Consider the following 17,367-nt stretch of genomic DNA (forward strand, 5'->3'; position numbering starts at 1 on the left):
CGTCAGGGCGCGGGCGGCAGCAGGGCGTCCAGCTGCGCCGAGACTTGCTCCGGGCTGATGTCGGTCAGGCAGCGGGTATGGCCCAGGGGACAGTCGCGCTTGAAGCAGGGCGAGCATTCCAGCCCGAGGCGGACGATGCGCGCCTGCGCGTTCAGGGGTGGGGTGAAGCCGGGATCGGAGGAGCCGTAGATCGCCACCAAGGGCTTTTCCAGGGCGGCGGCCACGTGCATCAGGCCGGAATCGTTGCTCACCGCGGCGTCGGCCAGGGACAGCAGGTCCACCGCCTCGGCCAGGTCGGTGCGGCCGGCGAAGCCGACGCAGCCGGGCGCGGCGGCGGCGATTTCTTCCGCCACGGCCTGGTCCTTGCCGGAGCCGAACAGCCACACGCTCCAACCCTGCGCCATCTTGTTCCGCGCCAGCTTGGCGAAATAAGCCGCCGGCCAGCGCTTGGCCGGGCCGTATTCGGCGCCGGGGCAAAGCGCCAATACCTTTTCAGTCCCCTCTCCCCCAGGGAGAGGGACGTTGAATTTGGCCCGCACTGCCGCCACGCCCTCGGCCGGCACGCGCAAGCGCGGCACCGGGCATTCCGGCGGCAGCGCCGCGTCGGGTTCCAAGCCCAGCGCCACGAAGCGCTGCACGGTCTTGGGCAGCTTGGCTTTGTCCAGCTTGCGGGCGTCGTTGAGCAAGCCGTAGCGCAGTTCGCCCACATAGCCGGTGCGCTTGGGGATTTTGGCGAAAAACGGCGTCAGCGCCGATTTCCACGAGTTGGGCAGCACGATGGCCCAGTCGTAGCGGCCGCGCAGCTCCAAGCCCAGCTGGCGGCGCGCGCCGAAGCCGAATTGGCCGTGGCCCAGGGGCATGGCGACGCCCCGCGCCACTTCCGGCATGCGCTGCAGCAGCGGCAAGGTCCAGGCGGGCGCCAGTACGTCGATGGCGCAGTGGGGATGGCGCTGCTTGAGGGCTAGAAATAAGCTTTGCGCCATCACCATGTCGCCGACCCAGGAGGGGCCGACGATGAGGATGCGGGGGGCGGGAGGCATTGTTGCAATATCGAGCTTCAGGCCGCGATTTCGACGAATGCGCTGGACGAATGAGGCTGAGGCAGCATGCGGCCCTCTTCTTTGAGGCCTTCGATGTGGAATTCGATGGCTTCTCGGATCAGCGCCAATACTTCCTCCCGCGATTCGCCTGCGGCGACGCAGCCAGGCAGGTCCGGCACGTAGGCGCCGAAACTGGCCGGGCCTTCCTCAAGCACAACTAGATAGCGCATGGCATCTCCTTCACGGCTTTAAACCGGCCTGTTTCAACACACTGTTCAGTGTGTCCGGCGGCACATCGACACTGGGCTTGCCCGATACGGTCACCGTTCCCGACTTGGCCGGATGGTGGTACTGCCGATGGCTGCCTTTTTGGCGAACTTGTGTCCAACCGTCCGACTCGATCCAGGCAATCAATTCTTTGACCTTCATGGCATCCTTGCCCCTTTCGCGATGGTTCAGTTCAAACGTGATCCAACCACTCCGGTTTGTCGTTGCGGCGGCCGTGCACATAGTCGAAGTACAGCGATTGCAGCTTGGCGGTGATGGGGCCGCGCTCGCCGTTGCCGATGGTGCGGCGGTCCAGTTCGGCGATGGGGGTCACTTCCGCCGCGGTGCCGGTGAAGAAGGCCTCGTCAGCCACGTACACTTCGTCGCGGGTGATGCGCTTTTCGATCACTTCCAGGCCCTGTTCGCGGGCGATGGTGATGACGGTTTCGCGGGTGATGCCTTCCAGCGCCGAGGTTAGGTCCGGCGTGTAGATCTTGCCGTTGCGCACCAGGAAGAAGTTTTCCGCGCTGCCTTCCGCCACATAGCCTTCGTGATCCAGCATCAGGGCTTCGTCGTAGCCGTTGGCGGCGGCTTCCCGCACGGCCAGGATGGAGTTCAGGTAGTTGCCGTTGGCCTTGGCCTTCAGCATCAGGCTGTTGACATGATTGCGGGTGTAGGAAGAGGTGTGCACGCGGATGCCCTTGTGCATGGCTTCCTGGCCCAGATACGTGCCCCAGCGCCAGGCGGCGACCATCACGTGCACATGCAGGTTATGGGCGTGCAGGCCCATGCCTTCCGAACCGAGGAAGCACATGGGGCGGATGTAGGCGCCTTCCAGTTCGTTGCGGGAGACGGCTTCGCGCTGCACCTGGTTCAGGGTGTCCTTGTCGTAGGGAATTTCCATTTGCAGGACTTTGGCCGAGCGGTACAGGCGGTCGGTGTGGTCGCGCAGGCGGAAGATGGCTACGCCCTGCTCGGTCTTGTAGGCGCGCAGGCCTTCGAAAAAGCCGCAGCCGTAGTGCAGGGTGTGGGTCAGTACGTGGACTTTGGCGTCGCGCCACGGCAGCCATTCGCCGTCCAGCCAAATGTACCCGTCTCTGTCCTCCATCAGCATGATGCGTTCTCCCGGAAATAGTGTGATTGATGGGAATAATGTGCGTAATCAGCTTTCCATCAGCTTGCGCCAGATGGCTTGCACGCGGGCTCTGGTTTCGGCGGCCGCTGCGGCCGGAATCCTGGCCTCCTGCTCCTGCAGGGCCGCGCGATGAACCTGGGCGCGGAAGCCGACATACGCCTGTTTCAAGAATTCGGCCTCGTCCCGCGACAGGAAACCGGCGTCGCTCAGCCGTTCCAACAAACGCACGTTGTCGGTCCATTCCAACAGGGCGGGGTGTTGCGCGGCGTGGGCGAGAGTGCCGAATTGTACAATAAACTCTATGTCGGCAATACCGCCGAAGCCCTGCTTCAGGTCGAACACGGCCGGGTCCTTGCTGTCCAGGTTGTCGCGCATTTTTTCGCGCATTTCCCGCACTTCTTTTTGCAACGCCGCCCGGTCGCGCTCGCGGCTCAAGGATTTGGCCCGCGCCGCCCGGTATTTTTCACCCAGCGCCGCGTCGCCGGCCACGCAGCGGGCCCGCACCAGCGCCTGTTGTTCCCAGGTCCAGGCGCTGTCTCGCTGGTAGGCCTCGAAGGCCGTCAGGCTGGTCACCAACAGGCCCGAGTTGCCGGAAGGGCGCAGCCGCATGTCCACTTCGTACAGCACGCCGGCCAGCATATTGGCGGTGAGGATGTGGATCATGCGCTGCACGATGCGGGCGTAGAACTGGTTCACCGTCACCGGGCGCGGGCCGTCGGTGGCGGCTTCGGGCCGCTCGGCGTCGAACAGGAACACGAGATCCAGGTCCGAGCTGTAGCTTAGCTCGATGCCGCCCAGCTTGCCGTAGGCGATCACCGCGAAGCCTTCCACCGCTTCGGGCCGGCAGCCCGGCGGCACGCCGTGCTTGGCGACGGTATGGCGCCAAGCGTCTTGCAACGCTGCCTCGATGAGCACCTCGGCGATGTCGGTGAGGTAGTCGCTCACCACCATCAGCGGGATGGCCTCCATGATGTCGGCCGCCGCGACTCGCAGCACCTGGGCCTGCTTGAACTGGCGCAGGCGGTTCATCCAGTCTTCCGGGTCGTCGGCGTCCACCGACGCCAGTTGCCGCGCCAGTTCTTTGCGCAAATCGCCTTTTTTTTGCGGCGCGTAAAGCTGGCGCGCGTCCAGCAGGCTGTCCAGCAGGATGGGGTGCTGGGCCAGCAAGGCGGCGATCCAGGGGCTGGCGTCGGTCAGTTTCACCAGCTGGGCCAGCACCGCGGCATTGTCCGCCAGCAGGGTGTAATAGACGTTGCGCTTGGCGACCGCTTCCAGCAGGCCGAGAATGCGTTTGAGCGTGGTTTCCGGCGCCCGCGCCGAGGCCACCGTTTGCAGTAAGGGCGGCATGAGCCGGTCCAGTTCCGCCACGCCGCGGGCGGTGAGCCGCGCCACCGCGCTGCCGGAGCGGAAAGCCGCCAGCAGCGCCAGGACTTCCTGGGGCGCGGGATAGCCCAAGCCCGCCAGGAGGGCGGCTTTGCTTTCCTCGTCGCCGCCGCCGCTCCACACTTGGCGCGCTTCGCCCTGGCCGGACTCGTCCCGCGCCGGGGCGATGACTTGTTCGAACAAGGCGTGCACTTGCTCGAATATTTCGTCGAGTTCCGTCTTGAAGCTGTTCCAGTCGCTGTGGCCCATGGAGTAAGCCACGCGCAGGCGCGATTCGTCGTCCTTGGGCAGGTCGTGGGTTTGCTGGTCGGCCAACTGCTGGATGTGGTTTTCCGTCAGGCGCAGGTAGCGGTAGGCCGCTTGCAGCTTGGCGATTTCCTCCGCCGGCAGGTATTCCCGTTCCGCCAGGGCGTCCAGCACCACGCGGATGCGGCGGTCCTGCAAGGCTTTGTCCCGTCCGCCGCGCAGCAGCTGGAAGGCCTGGCCGATGAACTCGATTTCGCGGATGCCGCCCTTGCCCAGCTTGACGCTGTCGGTGCGGTCCTTGCGCAGCAATTCCTGGGCGATCTTCGCCTTCAGCTCGCGCAGCTCGCCGAACGCGCGGTAATCCAGGTAGCGCCGGTAAATGAAGGGCTTGAGCATGGCCTCCAGTTCGGCGCCGGCGTCCAGGTCGCCCGCCACCGGCCGCGCCTTAATCATGGCGTAGCGCTCCCATTCCCGCGCCTGGCCCTGGTAATAAGCCTCCATGGCGTCGAAATTCATCACCAGCGGGCCGCTGTCGCCGAACGGCCTTAACCGGGTATCGACGCGGAACACGAAGCCGTCCTCGGTGTTCGTGTCCAGGGCCTTCACCAGGCTTTGCGCCAGCTTGGTGAAGAATTCCTGATAGCTGGTGCCGCGTTTGTCCGGCAGCTCGCCGGCTTCGGGGTAGGCAAAAATCAGGTCGATGTCGGAGGAAAAATTCAGCTCGCCGCCGCCCAGCTTGCCCATGCCCAGCACCACCAGGTTTTGCGGCCGGCCGCGGTTGTCGGTGGGCGTGCCCCAGCGGGTGCAGGCGGCGCCGTAGAGGAATTCCAGCGCCGCGCGCAAGCAGCATTCGGCCAGCATGGACAAGTCCGCCAGGGTTTCGTCCAGCTCGGCCCAGCCGGCCAGGTCGCGCCAGGCGATGCGCACCATCTCCCGGCGGCGGAAGCGGCGCAGCACACGGTGCAGCTCGGTTTCGTCTTCCACGGCCGGCAGGCTTTCCGCCAGGCGCTGGCCGTAATAGGCGGCGCCGGAGTCGGCCAGCAAGTCGTCCGACTCCAGTAGGCCGAACAGCAGCGCCGGGTCGCGCAAGCAGCTTTCCGCGACGAAGCCGCTCACCGCCCAGACGCGGGGCAGGGATTCGGCCAGGGTTGGGGCGTCCAGCAGGGGCAGCTTGGTTGCGTCGGCGCGTTCGCGGAAGTCGGCCAGCAGGCGGGCGACTTTTTCTGAGAGGGGCGGCGGGAGTTGCGGCATGGCGGATGGCGTCGGCTTTGGCGGGAAAGTGCCAAATTATAGGCGCGGCGGCGGCTTTCGCCGAACAAGCGCCGCGCGCCGCCCGCCGGGGGGCTATAAAACGAATTTGATACCGATCAGCAGCAGCAGCGATGCCAGGATAGGCCGCAGCACGTATTCGGGAACGCGGGCGCTGAGTTTGCTGCCCAGGTAAATGCCCGGCAGGGAGCCGCACAGCAGGCTGCCCAGCAGTTGGAAGTCGACGTTGCCCATATGCCAATGGCCCACGCCGGCCACGGCGGTGAGGGGAATGGCGTGGGCCAGGTCGGTGCCGACGATTTTCACCGTGGGCAGGCGCGGATAGAGGAACAGCAGGGCCACCGTGCCCAGCGCGCCGGCTCCCACCGAGGACAGCGTCACCAGCACCCCCAGCACCAGGCCGGTGAAGACGGTGGCCGGCGCTGTCCAGTGGGCAAAGCGGCCTGTGCTGTCGTGGGAGTCGATTTCCAGGCTGGCCTTGACGAGCCGGTTGCGGAACAGCAAAGCCACGGCGGTGAGGATCAGCGCCACGCCCAGGGTGTGGGTCAGCAGCGCGGCGATCTGCTTTTGCGCGCCGAATTTTTCCAGCAAGTAAATGACGGCGACGGCTGCCGGGATGCTGCCGGCCCCCAGCAAACCCACCACTTTCCATTCCACCGAGCGGTGGTTTTTGTGGTGCACCCAGGTGCCGCCGGTCTTGGTGATGGCGGCGAACAGCAAATCCGTGCCCACGGCGGTGGTGGGGGCGAAGCCGAACAGAAATACCAGCAACGGGGTCATCAGCGAGCCGCCGCCGACGCCGGTGAGGCCGACGAGAAAACCGACCGCGAGGCCGGACGCAATATATGCGGTATCCATGGTGTCTGCTTAATCAGGAGGGAACGGCCGAATGCGTAGCCTTTGGTGAACAGCGCGCTTCGGAATCGGCTGAGAAGATTAGCAGCTTGTGTCTTTATGCTTAAGCATAAAAGGCTTTAAAGATATTCCCATATGGAATAAATCGGGTCAGGGCCGGGGCGGGGCGGGCATGACGATATAAACCGCGTCTCCCACTTGGTTGGAGAACTTTGCCGCGATAGCCCAGTCGCCGCGGCGGTCCAGCAAGGCTTGCAGGCGGTCGCGCTTTTCCTGGTCTTTGCGGCCTATTTTGACCATGAATGCGCCGTATTGCCCCGCCTCGTTCCGCTCCAGCGATTCCAAGGCGGAGCAGCCGCCGGCGGGACGGCCGTGGCCCGCATAGTAAGGCACGGACGGATCGTCGCTGCATAGGCTGATCGTGGCGGGCAAGTGGTCGCGGGCCCAATCGCCGGCTTTTCGCAGGTAACGCTTGGTGGGGCCGGTCTTGATGAACGCGTCCAGCAACATGACGGCCAACACCAGCGCCAGGACCGCGGCCCAGCGCGGGCGGAGCAGAACCGGCCCGTTGCCGAACAGCAGGAACTCCGCCGACTGGGCCGCCGGCAGGCTCAGCAGCACAACGAGCAGCCCCATGTAGCGGCCGGATATAAACAGGTCGCTTACGGCGAACGCCAGCAGCGGAATGGCGGTGATCGCGGCGGCGTACCAAATCACCGCCGGTTGCCGGAACAGTTGGACGCGTTCGCGCCATAACGCCCATAACAACAGCGAAGCGTAGGCCAACCCCAGGCAGGAGGCGATTTTGTACAGCAGCAGGCTGAATACGCCGCCGGCCAACAGCGGCCCTATGTCCTGCGGCGCGTAAAACGTCTGGGCGTGGCGGGCAATGACTTCCGCTTTGGCGGCGAATTCGGCGCTGATGCGCGGCAGCGACAAAAAGTGCTGCAACTGTTCCAGACGGGCATTGGTGGGCGCGGGCATGGCGCCGGTCGCCAGCAGGGCCGCCAGAATCGCCGCCCCCAGGAGAAACAGGCTGTTGGCCTTGAGCCAGGCTGTGCCGCGCCGTTCGCCCTGCAGCAGGCAATAAATCGGCAGCAAGGCGGCGAGAGCGGCGCCTTCGATGCGGAAGGCGATGGCTGCGGCGATGCAGGCCTGCCAAGCCAGCGCGTCGCTCCAGCGGTGCCGGCGGCAGTAGCGCGTGAAGCACAGCACCGCCCATAATCCCAGCGCCCAATAGCCGATGTCGCGGACGATGAAGCTGCGGTAGTCGGTAAGCTGCGGCGATGCCAGAATCACCGCCGCGGCCACCCACGGTCGGCCTTGGCCGGCGGTGACTTCCCGGTACAGCAGCATGAAACCGACGCTCAGCAGCGCCAGCAACAGGGCGTTGATGCCGTAGGCGGCGTGTTCGTAACTGATGCCGAAAGCCTGGTGCGTCAAGCCGATCAGCATGGGGAACGCCGGCCAGTTGAACTGGGCGAAAGCCGCCTTGAAGCCCTGCTCTATGAACGTTTGCGCGGTGCTGAGGTACAGCAGGCCATCGTTGTTGATGGTGCTGGGCCGGTACACCTTGTAGACGGACAGGGCCAAGCTGGCGATGAAGGCGAAGCACAGCCAGTTCCGCCACGTCGTCGCGGCAACGGTTGTCTCGGTAGGTGGGAGAGGGCGTGGCATGGGGCGATTGTATTTGGTTGGCGCGATGTTGTGGCCGGCGGCTTTATTGGCCGCCCTGGCCTTCCTTTAGTTTTTCCGCGTAGTAAGCATAGTCCTGCGCCGCCGGGGTGCGCCCCCAGGAGCATAACGCGTCCCACGCCACTTTGGGTAATAACGCCGGCCGGTGCGTCTTCATGCGCCGCCAAACCCGCCGCAGGTTCTGGCGGAAATGCCGGCGCAGGTCGCCGGCTTCGATCAGGCCCGGATGCCGGGACAGGAACTTGGCGTAGGTCTGGAATTGCGCCCCCAGCATTTTCAGCCGCTTGCGCGAGGCGTTGCCCGGATGCTTGCGGTAGCCGGCCAGCACCTCCGGCACGCGGGCGACGGCGTAGCGGGTGGACAGCCGCAGCCAGCAATCCAGGTCTTCCAGGGGCAGGGTTTTGTCGAAGCCGCCGACCGCCAGGATGGCGTCGCGCCGCAGGGTGATGGTGGGGTTGAACACGTAATGCTTGCCGGCGAACAGCCAGCGGTAGGCATGGAAATCCGGGCCGGGCGCGGGGCGGGCGGGCTGCCGCTTGCGGGTCACCGTCCGCCCGGTTTCGTCCACATAGTCCACGTCGGCGTGCACCAGGGCCAGTTCCGGACAGTTCCAGCTGGCGATGGCCTGGTGGATGGTCATCGCCTTGTCGGGATAAAGGATGTCGTCGGAGCCGAGCAAATGCACCCATTCTCCTTGGCAAGCCTCGATGCAGGCGTTGGAGGTGGCGCTGACGCCCTGGTTTTCCTGGCGCTTGAGCACCACCCGGCGGAAACGGTCCGGGTGCCGGGCGAGAAAGGCTTCCGCTTTGGCGAAGGTGTCGTCGCGGGAGCCGTCGTCGATCAGCACCAGCTCCAGCTCGGGATAGGTCTGCGCGCACACCGAGGCCAGGCACGCCTCGATGAAGGCCGAATGGTTGTAGGCCGGGATGGCCACGCTCATGAGAGGGTACGTCATCGTTAAATCTCCGCCGAGTTTTTTCGGCCAGTTGTCGGTTCGGGCACGCCGGCTAGGTCCGCCGGCACCGGGCCAGACAATATCCCAGGGCGCGCAGCGCCTTGGCGATGTAGCCGGGGCGCAGGGCGGCGAAAGGCGTCAGCCGCAGCGCCGCCAGGTAATGGGGCAGGGCTTCGCTGGGGCGGCGCGCCCGCAGCAGGGTGCGGAACAGGGACAAATGCCGCCGCGCCGTGTAGGCCGGCTTCAACTCCATGGCCCAGGCCGGCATGCGCTTGGGGTCGAAGATTTCCTCGACCAGCTCCAGGCTGCCGGCGGCGGCCGCCTCGGCGTTGCCGCGCAGGCTGCCGGCGTGCTTGTGGACGCGGGCGGTGGGCCGTTGCGCCAGGGCGCAGTCGAAATTGACCAGGGCGTGGGCGAACACCGGCAGATCTTCGGCGGCGCGGAAGCGTTCCGGGTAACGGTAGGCGGCGAACACGTCGCGGCGCAGCAGCACGGAGCCGTGGCTGACGGTGAGGGATTTATCCAGCAGATAGGCCCGCAGCCGCTGTCGCGCCGTTGCCGGCAAGGGCTTTTGCCGGTGCTGCTTGGTCTTGCCGTTCTCTTCCACCGATTCGTGCTCGGCCAGGATCACGCCGGCTGCGGGGTGCTGCCGCACGGCGCTGCGGAATGTTTCCAGGGCGTCGGGCAGCAGTTCGTCGTCCGCGTCGAAAAACAGCAGGTAGCGGCCTTCGCTCAGCCGCAGTCCGTGGTTGCGGGCCGCCGCCGGCCCGGCGTTGTCCTGGCGCCGGTAATGGCAGCGGCCGGGCCAGCGCTGCTCCAGGGCGGCGCCCACTTGCGGCGTGTCGTCGCTGGAGCCGTCGTCCACGATCCACAGGTCGAAGTCCTCGCCCGGTTGCGCCATGGCGGATGCGGCCGCCCGCTCCAGCGTGGCGGCGTAGTTGTAGGCGGGGATGACGATGCTGACGAGCGGCGCGCTCACGGCTGTTCCGCCCGCGGCAAATTGGCGTCGAACCACTGGCGCACGGGGCTGTTGTCCGGCCAGTTGGCGAGAAAGCGCTGTCGGTCGTTGCCATAGGCGCGCAGGAAGCGGTCCTGGTTGGCGATCCAGGTCATGGCGTCCAGGTCCAGCACATAGGGCCGGCCGTGGTGGCAAAGGATGTTGCTGGCCTTCATGTCGCCGTGCAGCAGCTGGGCGCGGAACAACTGGCCGATGAGCCGTGCCACCGGTTCGGCGATCTTCGGCTGGGCCTTGTGGGTCAGCTTGGCGCCGAGCGGATCGCCGGACACGTGTTCCGCCACGTAATAGGCCGTGCCGCGCCAGGGGCCGAAGCGCCGTTCCAGGAAGGCGATGGGTTGGGGCGTGGCGATGCCGAGGAAGCGCAGGCGATGGGCGTTGATCCAGGAATGCCGCGCCCGGCTGGGCCGCCAGCAGCGCGACAGGCGATGGCGCCAGTTTTTGATGTTGTAGCGCTTCACCACCACGTTGCGGCCGGGCAGGCGCACCAGGGCCACGGTGGAGGAATTGCCGTCCTTCAGCAGTTCGGCCTCGGCGATATAGCGGTCGGGGTCGGCCAGCAACCCGCGCAGGGGCTCGTCGTCGCAGTCGCGGCGCAGGGCCTGAAAGCCGTTCCAGCGCTCCAGGCAGCGGATTTCCGTGCAGTTGCGCAGCAGTTTTCCGGCATAGTCGCGCCAGCGGTTGTCGCGGTGGCGCCGCACGGCGAGATCGAGGGCGGCGGCGTCGATGGCCGGCGCCGGCGCGTAGTGTTCCAGCGGCGTCAGCGCTTCCGTTTGGGACGGGGTGAACTGGGCCAGGAACAGGGCGAGATTTTCCAGGGCCGGCGCAGCCGCCAGCGGGGCCGGATGCGTCAGGACGCTGTCGCCGTCCACCGCGTGGACGCCGCCGCCGGTCCATAGGAAATTGCCCGGATGGATATCGCGCTGCTCCAAGCCCGCGGCGTGCATCTGCGCCAACAGCGCCAGGCTGGCGGCCATGGCCGCAGCGCGTTCGGGCGAGTCGTCCGGCAGGTCCGCCAGGGTGCGCGCCTCGGCCAGGTATTCGGTAACGACCACGGCGGCCCGCTGCGAGCGGTTTTCCGCCTGGCCGAGGATGCGCGGCGTGGCGACGCCCCCTTGCAGCATCGCCGCTAGGCCGGCTGCCTCCCTGTGCCAATGGCGCTGGTAGCCGGAGCGGTCGAAGAACAGCTTCACCAGCACCGTCAAGCCGCACCAGCGCGCCTTGGCGGTCAGCCGCTTGCCCGGCAGCAACCGGTGGATTTCCAGGATTTCCATTTCCTGCGGCAAGGTCACCGCCTCCAAAGCGAAACGGAACGGCGCAGCCAAGTCCCGTCCGGCGCGGCGCAAGTCGGCAATGGTTAATAAAGGTGTCATGGGCGGCATTCTACGGCATGGCCGCAACGGGGGGAAACCGGCGGCGGTTTCGAGGGGGCGCGGGATGCCCGCATTCCCGGGAGGGGGGTACAATACGCCCATGAAACTTGCCTTCGCTTTATTCAAATACTTCCCCTACGGCGGCCTGCAGCGGGATTTCATCCGCATCGCCGGGTTGTGCCGCGACCGGGGCCATGAAATCCACGTCTACACCCTGGCCTGGGAAGGTGCGGTGCCGTCCGGCTTCCAGGTGCACGTGGTGAAGCCGCGCTTCGCCTTGAGCTATTACGGCAAAAACCTGGCCTTGCTGCGGGCGCTGCGCCAGGCTCGCAAAACCGAGCGCTTCGATGCGGTGGTGGGGTTCAACAAGCTGCCGGGGCTGGACGTGTATTACGCCGCCGATCCCTGCTACGCCGCGCGGCTGGCGGAAAAAGGCTGGTTGCATCGCTTGACGCCGCGCCATCGGCAGTTCGCCGCTTTCGAACGGGCGGTGTTCGCCCCCAAGGCGGGGGTGGAGGTGCTGATGATCGCGCCCAGCCAGATCGACCATTTCATCGCCGCTTACGGCACGCCGGCCGAGCGTTTTCACTTGCTGCCGCCGCCCATCAACCGCGACCGTATCGCGCCGCCCAATGCGGCGGTTTTGCGCAAGAACTGGCGCTGGGACACGGGCGTGGCGCCGGACGAACGGGTCGTCTTGATGATAGCCTCCGCTTTCCGCATCAAGGGCGTGGATCGCGCTTTGCTGGCTATGGCGGCGCTGCCGCAGGATGTGCTCGCCAAAACGCGGCTGTTCGTGGTGGGCGGCGACGATGCAGCGCCGTACCAGCGCCAGGCGCAAGCCCTGGGTATCGCTAAGCGGGTGGTGTTCTGCGGCGCCCGCGACGACGTGCCGCGCTTTTTGCTGGGGGCGGATCTGCTGCTGCATCCGGCTTACACCGAAAACACCGGCACCGTGCTGCTGGAGGCCATGGTGGCGGGCCTGCCGGTGCTGACCACGGATATATGCGGTTACGCTTTCCATGTGCTCAAGGCCAATGCCGGGCGGGTGGTGCCGTCGCCGTTCGAGCAGGCGGCGCTCAACCGGGAATTGGCCGAGATGCTGTCCGACCCGCAGCGGCTCAAGGCTTGGGGGGGCAACGGGATCGCTTACGGCCGGACGGAAGACCTTTACAGCTTGCCGGAAAAGGCGGCGGATTTGATTGAGACCGTGGCGCGGAAGAATTAGGAGAATCGCTATGAAGTTGCCCGCCATCCATTCGTCGCTCTTGTTCAGCTACGCCTTTCGTCCCTTTTTTCTGCTGGTCGGGGTCTATGCCGTGCTGGCGGTGATGGGTTGGGGTCTGTACTTGGGCGGGTTCATGGATTGGCCGTCAGCCCTGCCGGCTTCGGTGCGCCACGGCCATGAAATGCTGTTCGGCTTTGCCGGCGGCGCCATCGCGGGCTTTTTGCTCACCGCCGTGGCCACTTGGACGTCGCGGCCGCCGGTAGCGGGAGGCGCGCTTATGGCGTTGTGCGCCGTATGGCTGTTGGCGCGGCTGGCGGCGTTCCTGCCGGACGGATTATGGCTGTGGGGCGGCGCCAGCGTACTGTTCTGGGCCGGGTTGCTGGGCTTGATGGCGCGGGAGGTGGTTGCCGCTCGCAACGCCCGCAATTACAAGGTCGCGCCGTTATTGGCGGCGTTTCTGCTGGCGGAGGTCGCTTTTTTCGCCGCGGCGCCGGACGGCGACTGGGTGATGCAGGCCGCCTTGCGCGCCGGGCTGTTCCTGGTGTTGGGCATGATTTTCCTGGTCGGCGGACGCATCATTCCCAGCTTCACGCAAAACTGGCTGCGCGCCAACCGGCCGGATATCGCCGTGCAGCTGCCGTCTTTCGACCGCTTGGATTTGGCGGCGGTGGCGGCCGGCGCCGTTTTCGCCGCGGGTTTCGTCCTGTGGCCGACGCAGCGGATCGTCGGCTTCGCCGGACTTGCCGCCGCCCTGCTGCACGCGTGGCGTTTGCTGCGCTGGCGGGGTTGGCTGGCGCGGCGCGAGCCCCTGCTGTGGGTGCTGCACGTGGGCTACGGCTGGATTCCCGTGGGCTTCGGCCTGCTGGGCTGGGGCGTGTCGCGCCAGTTGGTGGGGCTGGTGGATAGCGGCCTGCACGCCCTCACCTACGGCGCTATCGGCACATTGATCCTGGGCGTGGCCGCCCGCGTCGCGCTGGGCCATACCGGCCGGCCGCTCCAGGCTTTCCCCGCCATGACCGCGGCTTTCTGCCTGCTGACCTTGGGTGCGGCCCTCCGCCTGATCGCGCCGGTGGGCGGTGCGCTGATGGGCCTGTCGGCGGTTCTGTGGCTGGTGTCCTACGGGCTTTTCCTGTGGCGCTACGCGCCGATTTTGCTGGCGCCTCGGCGGGGATAAACGGCCCCGCTCGAACGGATAAGGAGATGCGGGTGACGGTTTCGTCCATGGAAGTCGGCGGCCTCGGCGTGCGCCATTTGAAACGTTATTGGCATCGGCTGACGCAGCGGAACGGACAGGGCGGGGAGGACGATCGCCCGCTGGACGAGATGTTGTTGCACGGCTTGGGCTTGGGCATCGTCGAGCCGGCCCAGTATTTGTTCCACCAGCGCCCGTCCTTCGCCGAATTCGAGGCGTGGGTGGCGGGCAAAATAGGCGGCGCCCCGCCGTCGGCCTTGGTCGAGCGACTCAACGAGGCGGTTCGGCGCCATGGGGAAGCGCCGCCGCGGACTTATCCCGTCGCCGGCGCCGCCGTCGACGATCCGGTGTTGTCCGAGGCCGACCTGGCGTTTTGGCGGGAGCACGGCTATGTGGTGCTGCGCCAGGCGGTTTCCCGCGAGGACTGCCGCGCCGCCGAGCAGGCGGTGTGGGATTTTCTCGGCATGGACGCCGCCGATCCCGCCAGTTGGTACGACGGCGAGCACACGTTTTGGGTGCCGCTGTTCCGCCATCCGGCCCTGGACAAAAACCGTGCGTCGCCCCGCATCCGCAAGGCTTTCGAGCAATTGTGGGGCACGGCCGATTTGTGGCCCACGGTGGATCGTTGCAGCCTCAACCGGCCGGAGTGCGGTGGCATGGACACGTCCGGCCCCAGCCGGCTGCACTGGGATGTGAGCATCGCCTTGCCCATCCCATTCGGCATCCAGGGCTTGCTGTATTTGAGCGACGCCGGCGCGGAGCGGGGCGCGTTCCGTTGCGTGCCGGGCTTTCACCATCGGATGGCGCAGTGGCTCGGGAAACTGCCGCCGGAACAGAATCCCCGCGACCTGGATTTGGAGGCGCTGGGGCCGCTGCCGGTGGCGGGGGCGGCCGGCGATTTCGTCCTGTGGCATCACGCCTTGCCCCACGGCAGCGGCCGCAACACGGCGGATCGTCCTCGCGTGGTGCAATACATCAAGTGGTTTCCCCAGGATCATGGGGTCCATCCCCTGTGGCGATAGGCGTTGAACGCGGCGGCCGGGGCGGTGGCGAATTCCGGGCGTAGCACGTAAGCTTTACCCCCTGACATCGAGGGAGTTCCATGAATCGGCGCATTGTTTTTACGCTATTGAGCGGAGTCTTTTACTGCAGCCTGGTGCTGGGATTGGCCGGCTGCGCGCCGGCCAAATCCACCTGGCAACGCGCCGTGGAAGTCGCGGCGAAACTGGCCGGGAAAGCCCCGCCGCCGGTGGAGGTCAAAGTGGAAAGCGGTTCCGAGCAGCAATGCCAGGCGGTCGATCCGGTCGAGCCCGGCACTTGCTATACGCCGAAATACGCCGGCGGCGCGCTGTGCCAGCCGCAATGCATTCCCTACGCCCGTTGCCGCACCGGTTCGACCAGTTGCCAGTTGGGCAACACCAGCCCGGTGCAGTGGTTCCTCTGCGAGCAGGAGCGCGGTTATACCTCGGCCATTCCCCGACCGGGTTCCCTCCTTGCCATCGGCATCCATCAAGGCCACCGCATCACCACCGGCCATACCCTGTTTGTCGAAGAGGTTTGCCCCAATCCGGACGGCACCTATAAGTTGCGGGTTTCCCACACCAACTACGACCGCCGCTGCCACCTGGAGGAGGATGCCCTGGTGCAGTACGACCCGGAAACCATGACGGCCGATTTTCTCACCGGCAACTGGGCGCCCTGGGGCGACGACCTGCCGGTGCAAGGCTTTATCCTGCAGGAACCGGCCCCCGCCCATGAGCGCCGTCCGGTAAAAGCCGCGTCCCGTTCGCCGGCGGAAGAAAGCCACCGCGCAGCGGACAAGCACAGGCTTCCTGAAAGCCGCCGCGCGGCGGGCAAAGCCAAGGTTTCCGAAAGCCGTCATGCCCCGCAAGCCAAAAGCAAGGCCCATGCGGAAAAAGCCGCGCCGGCCAAGGCGGCGAAGGGGCAGAAAAAGCGTTGAGCCGGGCCGGCGCCCGGCAACCTCCCAGGACCGGCGCGGCGGTTGGTGGCGTGCTTGCCGGGGCGTATTAAGGCACAGCCTGGTCGATGACCACGCTGTAGGTCTGACCCGCGGCGGGCGCCGTCGGGGCGCCGGAGCCCTGCAAATCGCCGGAAGACGGCATGGCCTGGCCGGATTTGGATACCCGCGCGCCCAGCACGATTTGCGGGAAGGCGGACAGGTTCATGCCGGGCGCCATGGACATGGAGTCGTCCAGGGTCACTTCCAGCGGCAGGTCTTTCACTTGCTTGCGCACGATGGCCAAGGGCATGGGCGGGCCGGAGGCGGCTTTGGCGAAAATGAAGACGGTGTCGTCGGGGTGGGCCTTATCGGCCAGGGACGGCGCCAGGGCGACCTTCACCTTGACGCTGAGCGCGGCCTTGGGAGCCTCCGCCGGCGCTTCGGCGCCGGGCTGGCCGCCCAGCATGGCCATGTAGCCGCTGATCTGCTTGGCGTCTTCGCTGTCGGCGGGATACAGGGCTTTCAGCTTTTGCCAGTATGCCAAGGCGGCTTTGGCGTCGCCTTGTTCCGCCGCCGCCAAGCCGGCCATCCACAAGCCCTGGGGAAATTCGGGGTCCGCTTTTAAGACTTCAGCGATGATTTGAGCCGGTTTCCCTTGCAGGCGGTTATCCTGGCCTTCCGCCAGGGCCTGGGCGTAGAGGACTTTGATGTCCAAGTTGTCGGGCGCCAGAGTCAGGGCTTTTTCGTAAGCGGTTTGCGCCTTGGCCGGCTGCCGGGTGACCTGGTAGGAACGCCCAAGCAGCATCCAGCCTTGCAGATCGTCCGGCGTTTTCTCCAAGCGCTGCGCCAGCGTCTGGATGTTCTCTTCCATGGCTTTGGCGTCGGGCGCCGGCGGCGCGGCGGTGGGCGCGTCCAGCAGGTCCGGCCGGCCCAGGTGGTTATATAGGCCGATGGCTAGGATCGGCAGCAGCAGCAGTGCGGCCAGCACCGGCCAGCGGCCTGGCGCGGCCGGGGTGTCCCGACCGGCCGGTTTGTCTTCTTCCTGACGGCTTTCGCCGAGCCATTGCAAGTCCAGTTCCTGGCAGAGCTGGTCGTAGGCGCCGCGTTCCAAGCCGCCCTGGGCCAGTTCCTGCGCCAGCTCCTGGCGGCGTTGCTTGTATAGGAGCAAATGCAGCTGGTCCCGTTGCGGGGGCGCGGCGCGCAGCGCGCCGCGCAAGGCCGGCACAAACAAAAGGTAGGCCGCGACCAGCAGCAAGTCGGCCAGCAAAAAGAATAAGGTCATGGTTGGTCTTCGTCGATTCGATCGGTTTGGGCGCGCAGCTGCTGCAGGCGTTGCTTGTCCGCCTCGCTGAGGGCGACGGGCGCGGCGGCGGCGCGATGGCCGCGCCATTGCCGCCACAGCACCGCGGCGCCGATCAGCAGCAACAGCAGCGGGCCGCCCCACAGGAACAGGGTGAGCGGCTTGAAAGGCGGGCGGTAGAGCACGAAGTCGCCATAGCGGCTCACCAGGAAATCCACCGCCTCCTGGTCGGTTTTGCCGCTTTGGATGATGCGGTAAACCTCGTCGCGCAAGTCCTTGGCCAGATCCGCATCGGAGTCGGACAGGGCTTGGTTTTGGCACACCAGGCAGCGTAGCTCCTTGATGAGCTCTTCGTAGCGTTCCTGCTTGGCGGGATCGTCGAAGCGGCGCAGTTCCATCGAGGCGGCGCCGGCCCACAGCGGCACGATCAACAATAGGGCAAGCCAATGCATCT

General features: G+C 66.2%; 16 protein-coding genes. 4 read left to right on the forward strand and 12 right to left on the reverse strand.

The annotated features are described in order from the left end of the window. Nucleotides 1-2: 2 nt before the first annotated feature. The 10 genes from waaF to K5607_RS01210 all read right to left on the reverse strand — a co-directional run bounded on the left by waaF (nt 3) and on the right by K5607_RS01210 (nt 11,233). Nucleotides 3-1,040 (reverse strand): lipopolysaccharide heptosyltransferase II, encoded by a 1,038-nt coding sequence (gene waaF, locus K5607_RS01165; protein WP_221047972.1) that lies wholly within the window; start codon nt 1,038-1,040, stop codon nt 3-5. A 17-nt stretch (nt 1,041-1,057) separates the two neighbouring features. Beyond that, the gene (locus tag K5607_RS01170; RefSeq protein WP_054774491.1) at nt 1,058-1,270 is read right to left on the reverse strand and encodes a type II toxin-antitoxin system HicB family antitoxin; all 213 of its coding nucleotides are present in this window, start codon (nt 1,268-1,270) and stop codon (nt 1,058-1,060) included. A 10-nt stretch (nt 1,271-1,280) separates the two neighbouring features. Beyond that, complete coding sequence (locus K5607_RS01175; protein ID WP_054774492.1) at nt 1,281-1,469, reverse strand: type II toxin-antitoxin system HicA family toxin; 189 nt, start codon at nt 1,467-1,469, stop codon at nt 1,281-1,283. Nucleotides 1,470-1,500: 31 nt separating this feature from the next. Next, nucleotides 1,501-2,421 (reverse strand): branched-chain amino acid transaminase, encoded by a 921-nt coding sequence (locus K5607_RS01180; protein WP_221047973.1) that lies wholly within the window; start codon nt 2,419-2,421, stop codon nt 1,501-1,503. A 48-nt stretch (nt 2,422-2,469) separates the two neighbouring features. Continuing rightward, entirely contained in the window at nt 2,470-5,322 is a 2,853-nt protein-coding gene (glnE, locus tag K5607_RS01185; protein ID WP_221047974.1) for a bifunctional [glutamate--ammonia ligase]-adenylyl-L-tyrosine phosphorylase/[glutamate--ammonia-ligase] adenylyltransferase, read from the reverse strand. Nucleotides 5,323-5,415: 93 nt separating this feature from the next. After that, a complete protein-coding gene (locus K5607_RS01190) occupies nt 5,416-6,198 on the reverse strand; it encodes a sulfite exporter TauE/SafE family protein (RefSeq protein ID WP_054774392.1) in 783 nt (260 codons plus the stop codon). A gap of 147 nt (nt 6,199-6,345) precedes the next feature. Beyond that, nucleotides 6,346-7,872, reverse strand: a complete 1,527-nt coding sequence (locus K5607_RS01195; protein ID WP_221047975.1) for a hypothetical protein — start codon at nt 7,870-7,872, stop codon at nt 6,346-6,348. Nucleotides 7,873-7,915: 43 nt separating this feature from the next. Further along, nucleotides 7,916-8,845, reverse strand: a complete 930-nt coding sequence (locus K5607_RS01200; RefSeq protein ID WP_082411691.1) for a glycosyltransferase family 2 protein — start codon at nt 8,843-8,845, stop codon at nt 7,916-7,918. A 52-nt stretch (nt 8,846-8,897) separates the two neighbouring features. Continuing rightward, a complete protein-coding gene (locus K5607_RS01205) occupies nt 8,898-9,824 on the reverse strand; it encodes a glycosyltransferase family 2 protein (protein ID WP_221047976.1) in 927 nt (308 codons plus the stop codon). After that, nucleotides 9,821-11,233, reverse strand: a complete 1,413-nt coding sequence (locus K5607_RS01210; protein ID WP_221047977.1) for a lipopolysaccharide kinase InaA family protein — start codon at nt 11,231-11,233, stop codon at nt 9,821-9,823. The genes K5607_RS01205 and K5607_RS01210 overlap by 4 nt, the downstream gene beginning before the upstream one ends. 100 nt (nt 11,234-11,333) lie before the next feature. Here K5607_RS01210 and K5607_RS01215 point away from each other — a divergent pair, with 100 nt between their 5' ends. The 4 genes from K5607_RS01215 (at nt 11,334) to K5607_RS01230 (ending at nt 15,613) form a co-directional block, all read left to right on the forward strand. Beyond that, complete coding sequence (locus tag K5607_RS01215; protein ID WP_221047978.1) at nt 11,334-12,461, forward strand: glycosyltransferase family 4 protein; 1,128 nt, start codon at nt 11,334-11,336, stop codon at nt 12,459-12,461. Between the two features lie 10 nt (nt 12,462-12,471). Further along, nucleotides 12,472-13,635 carry an NnrS family protein gene (locus K5607_RS01220; protein ID WP_221047979.1) on the forward strand — a complete coding sequence of 388 codons (1,164 nt, stop codon included), beginning with the start codon at nt 12,472-12,474 and terminating at the stop codon, nt 13,633-13,635. A gap of 32 nt (nt 13,636-13,667) precedes the next feature. Next, nucleotides 13,668-14,675: a phytanoyl-CoA dioxygenase family protein gene (locus K5607_RS01225; protein WP_425515784.1), complete on the forward strand. Its 1,008-nt coding sequence runs from the start codon at nt 13,668-13,670 to the stop codon at nt 14,673-14,675. An 80-nt stretch (nt 14,676-14,755) separates the two neighbouring features. Next, entirely contained in the window at nt 14,756-15,613 is an 858-nt protein-coding gene (locus tag K5607_RS01230) for a hypothetical protein (protein WP_221047980.1), read from the forward strand. 67 nt (nt 15,614-15,680) lie between these two features. On the opposite strand, the gene ccmI is transcribed toward K5607_RS01230, so the two are convergent. Then, complete coding sequence (ccmI, locus tag K5607_RS01235; protein WP_221047981.1) at nt 15,681-16,895, reverse strand: c-type cytochrome biogenesis protein CcmI; 1,215 nt, start codon at nt 16,893-16,895, stop codon at nt 15,681-15,683. Further along, on the reverse strand, nt 16,892-17,365 hold the full coding sequence (locus K5607_RS01240; protein WP_221048862.1) for a cytochrome c-type biogenesis protein: 474 nt from the start codon (nt 17,363-17,365) through the stop codon (nt 16,892-16,894). Before K5607_RS01240 ends, ccmI begins: the two co-directional genes overlap by 4 nt. Nucleotides 17,366-17,367 lie beyond the last annotated feature (2 nt).

The organism is Methylogaea oryzae (genome assembly GCF_019669985.1).
Taxonomy (GTDB): Bacteria; Pseudomonadota; Gammaproteobacteria; order Methylococcales; family Methylococcaceae; genus Methylogaea; species Methylogaea oryzae.

What these genes read in the sequence shown, in the direction of transcription:
- ccmI (WP_221047981.1), bottom strand. Translation starts at nt 16,895, where the DNA reads ATGACCTTATTCTTTTTGCTGGCCGACTTGCTGCTGGTCGCGGCCTAC.
- K5607_RS01200 (WP_082411691.1), bottom strand. Translation starts at nt 8,845, where the DNA reads ATGACGTACCCTCTCATGAGCGTGGCCATCCCGGCCTACAACCATTCG.
- K5607_RS01175 (WP_054774492.1), bottom strand. Translation starts at nt 1,469, where the DNA reads ATGAAGGTCAAAGAATTGATTGCCTGGATCGAGTCGGACGGTTGGACA.
- glnE (WP_221047974.1), bottom strand. Translation starts at nt 5,322, where the DNA reads ATGCCGCAACTCCCGCCGCCCCTCTCAGAAAAAGTCGCCCGCCTGCTG.
- K5607_RS01240 (WP_221048862.1), bottom strand. Translation starts at nt 17,365, where the DNA reads ATGCATTGGCTTGCCCTATTGTTGATCGTGCCGCTGTGGGCCGGCGCC.
- K5607_RS01215 (WP_221047978.1), top strand. Translation starts at nt 11,334, where the DNA reads ATGAAACTTGCCTTCGCTTTATTCAAATACTTCCCCTACGGCGGCCTG.
- K5607_RS01220 (WP_221047979.1), top strand. Translation starts at nt 12,472, where the DNA reads ATGAAGTTGCCCGCCATCCATTCGTCGCTCTTGTTCAGCTACGCCTTT.
- K5607_RS01210 (WP_221047977.1), bottom strand. Translation starts at nt 11,233, where the DNA reads ATGACACCTTTATTAACCATTGCCGACTTGCGCCGCGCCGGACGGGAC.
- K5607_RS01195 (WP_221047975.1), bottom strand. Translation starts at nt 7,872, where the DNA reads ATGCCACGCCCTCTCCCACCTACCGAGACAACCGTTGCCGCGACGACG.
- K5607_RS01180 (WP_221047973.1), bottom strand. Translation starts at nt 2,421, where the DNA reads ATGCTGATGGAGGACAGAGACGGGTACATTTGGCTGGACGGCGAATGG.
- K5607_RS01190 (WP_054774392.1), bottom strand. Translation starts at nt 6,198, where the DNA reads ATGGATACCGCATATATTGCGTCCGGCCTCGCGGTCGGTTTTCTCGTC.
- K5607_RS01230 (WP_221047980.1), top strand. Translation starts at nt 14,756, where the DNA reads ATGAATCGGCGCATTGTTTTTACGCTATTGAGCGGAGTCTTTTACTGC.
- waaF (WP_221047972.1), bottom strand. Translation starts at nt 1,040, where the DNA reads ATGCCTCCCGCCCCCCGCATCCTCATCGTCGGCCCCTCCTGGGTCGGC.
- K5607_RS01170 (WP_054774491.1), bottom strand. Translation starts at nt 1,270, where the DNA reads ATGCGCTATCTAGTTGTGCTTGAGGAAGGCCCGGCCAGTTTCGGCGCC.